Below are 2,726 nucleotides of genomic sequence, written 5' to 3' on the forward strand. Positions count from 1 at the left end.
GACCCCTGGGCCCCGGCCGGCGCGCCGCCGGCCGGGGCCCAGGGGTCGTCGCGGTGGTCTCGCCCACCCCCGTGGTCGTGGTGGTCGTGGTGGTCGCGGTCGTCGCGGGCGCTCCCGGGGCGCGCCGGCGCCTCGCCGGGGGTGCGCGGGAAGGGGGTGACCACGCCCCCACGGTACGGCAGGAGGGGCCCGCCGCCGAGGGCGCGGCGGGCTCCCGGCGGGGTGCGCCGGCACCCCGCCGGCGGCGCGCGGGGGTCCCGCGCACACCCCGCGCACGGGCGGTGCACGCGGTGTGGACGGTTCGTGGACGGGTCCGTCCGTGACCTTGCGGGTAGGGTCGCCGCAGCGACCCTGCGAGGAGGACCATCTCGATGCCCGGCGACTACGACCTGGTGGTGGTGGCCAACCGGCTCCCCGTGGACCGCGTGGAGGAACCGGACGGGTCCGCGTCCTGGCGACGCAGCCCCGGTGGCCTGGTGACCGCCCTCGAACCCGTCATGCGCCGCGAGGACGGCGCGTGGGTGGGCTGGGCCGGCACCGCCGGCGAGGCGCCCGAGCCCTTCGACGCGGAGGGCGTGCGCTGCGTGCCGATCCCGCTGTCCGAGGACGAGGTCGAGGAGTACTACGAGGGCTTCTCCAACGGCACCCTGTGGCCGCTGTACCACGACGTGATCGTCGCGCCCGGCTACCACCGCAGCTGGTGGGACTCCTACGTGCGCGTCAACGAGCGCTTCGCGGAGGCGGCCGCCGAGCAGGCCGCGCACGGCGCCACGGTGTGGGTGCAGGACTACCAGCTGCAGCTGGTGCCGCGGATGCTGCGCACCCGCCGGCCGGACCTGCAGATCGGGTTCTTCAACCACATCCCCTTCCCGCCGTTCGAGATCTTCGCGCAGCTGCCGTGGCGCAAGGCGATCATCGACGGGCTGCTGGGCGCGGACCTGGTCGGCTTCCAGCGCGCCGCGGACGCGAGCAACTTCGCGCGCGCCTGCCGCCGCGCCAGCAACCTGCCGGCGCGCTCCGGGCGCATCCGCCTGGACGCCGAGGGCGGCCGGGAGGTGCGGGCGGCGTCGTTCCCCATCTCCATCGACTTCCGCGCCCTGGACGAGCTGGCCCAGCGCGAGGACGTCAAGGCCCGCGCGGCGGAGATCCGCCGCGACCTCGGCGACCCCGAGCACCTGCTGCTGGGCATCGACCGCCTGGACTACACCAAGGGCATCCTGCACCGCCTGAAGGCGTTCGAGGAGCTGCTGGACGACGGGCGCATCAGCGCCGGGGAGGCCGCGCTGGTGCAGGTGGCCACCCCCAGCCGCGAGCGGGTGGAGCAGTACGTGCAGCTGCGCCAGGACGTGGAGGTGACCGTCGGGCGCGTCAACGGCACGCACTCGACCATCGCGCACACCGCGGTGCACTACCTGCACCACTCCTACGGGCGCGAGGAGATGGCGGCGCTGTACCTGGCCGCCGACGTCATGCTCGTCACCGCGCTGCGCGACGGGATGAACCTCGTGGCCAAGGAGTACGTCGCCTCCCGCCACGACGAGCGCGGCGTGCTGGTGCTCAGCGAGTTCACCGGCGCCGCCGACGAGCTGGGCGGGCAGGCCCTGATGGTCAACCCCCACGACATCGACGGGCTGAAGGACGCGGTGCTGCGGGCGCTGCGGATGTCCCCGCGCGAGGCCGCGCGGCGGATGCGCGCGCTGCGCCGCCGCGTCGGCGACCACGACGTGCAGCGGTGGGCGGCCTCCTTCCTGGAGGCGCTGGCCGAGCACGCTCCCGACCCGCGGGGCACCGCGGCGGAGGTGGCCGCCAGCGCGGAGCGCTCCGCGTGAGCGCGGGCACCGGGCTGGACGCGGCCCTGGCCGCGGAGCTGGAGCGGTTCGCGGCGCGCGGGCGGGTGCTCGTGGCGCTGGACTTCGACGGCGTGCTGGCGCCCATCGTGGACGAGCCGTCCGCGGCGCGCGCCCTGCCGGCCTCGGCGGCCGCGCTGGAGCGCCTGGTGGCCACGACGGACGTGGCGCTGGTGTCCGGGCGCGCCCTGGACGACCTGCGGGCGTGCGCGCAGCCGCCCGCGGGCGTGGTCCTCGTCGGCGGGCACGGCACCCAGTCCTCCCTGGACGGCGCGGGCGGGGGCACCGCGCTGAGCGCGGAGCGCGCCGCGCTGCTGGAGCGCCTGGGCGCGGAGCTGGACGCGCTGGCCGCCGGGCGCGAGGGGGTGCACGTGGAGCGCAAGCCGATGTCGGCGGTGCTGCACACGCGCCGCGCGGCGCGGGAGGTGGCCGCGGAGGCGACCGCGCTGGCGCTGGCGGGGCCGGGCGCGCTGCCGGGCGTGCACGCCCTGCGCGGCAAGGAGGTCGTGGAGCTGGGCGCGGTCCAGCTCGGCAAGGGCGGCGGGCTGCGGCGGCTGCGCGAGGCGCTGTCGGCGGCGGGCGCGCCCGTGGAGGCGGTGCTCTTCGCCGGCGACGACGTCACCGACGAGGACGCCTTCGCGGCCCTGTCCCCCGCCGCCGGCGACGTGACCGTCAAGGTCGGCGAGGGTGAGACCGCCGCGGCCCTGCGGGTGGGCTCCCCGCAGGACGTCGCGGAGCTGCTCACGCACCTGGCGCGGCTGCGCGGGCGCTGAGCCCGGGGCGCCTCAGCTCGGCGCCGCGCGCGCCGATGGGACCCGGTCCCCCACCGTCCCGGAGGTCCCGGAGGTCCCGCCGTGCCGTCCCGCCCCGCCCCCCTCG

Annotated in this window: 2 protein-coding genes; both read left to right on the plus strand. The window is 77.5% G+C overall.

The window, feature by feature from the left end:
- The first annotated feature begins 371 nt into the window (after window positions 1-371).
- Complete coding sequence (locus GTR00_RS18450) at window positions 372-1,829, plus strand: alpha,alpha-trehalose-phosphate synthase (UDP-forming) (RefSeq protein WP_166613030.1); 1,458 nt, start codon at window positions 372-374, stop codon at window positions 1,827-1,829.
- Window positions 1,826-2,620: a trehalose-phosphatase gene (gene otsB / locus GTR00_RS18455; protein ID WP_205706160.1), complete on the plus strand. Its 795-nt coding sequence runs from the start codon at window positions 1,826-1,828 to the stop codon at window positions 2,618-2,620. Before GTR00_RS18450 ends, otsB begins: the two co-directional genes overlap by 4 nt.
- Window positions 2,621-2,726 lie beyond the last annotated feature (106 nt).

It is taken from the genome of Kineococcus indalonis (assembly GCF_009906395.1).
Lineage (GTDB): Bacteria > Actinomycetota > Actinomycetes > Actinomycetales > Kineococcaceae > Kineococcus > Kineococcus indalonis.

Excerpts from the sequence above, each read along its gene's own strand:
- GTR00_RS18450 (WP_166613030.1), top strand. The coding sequence starts at position 372 with ATGCCCGGCGACTACGACCTGGTGGTGGTGGCCAACCGGCTCCCCGTG.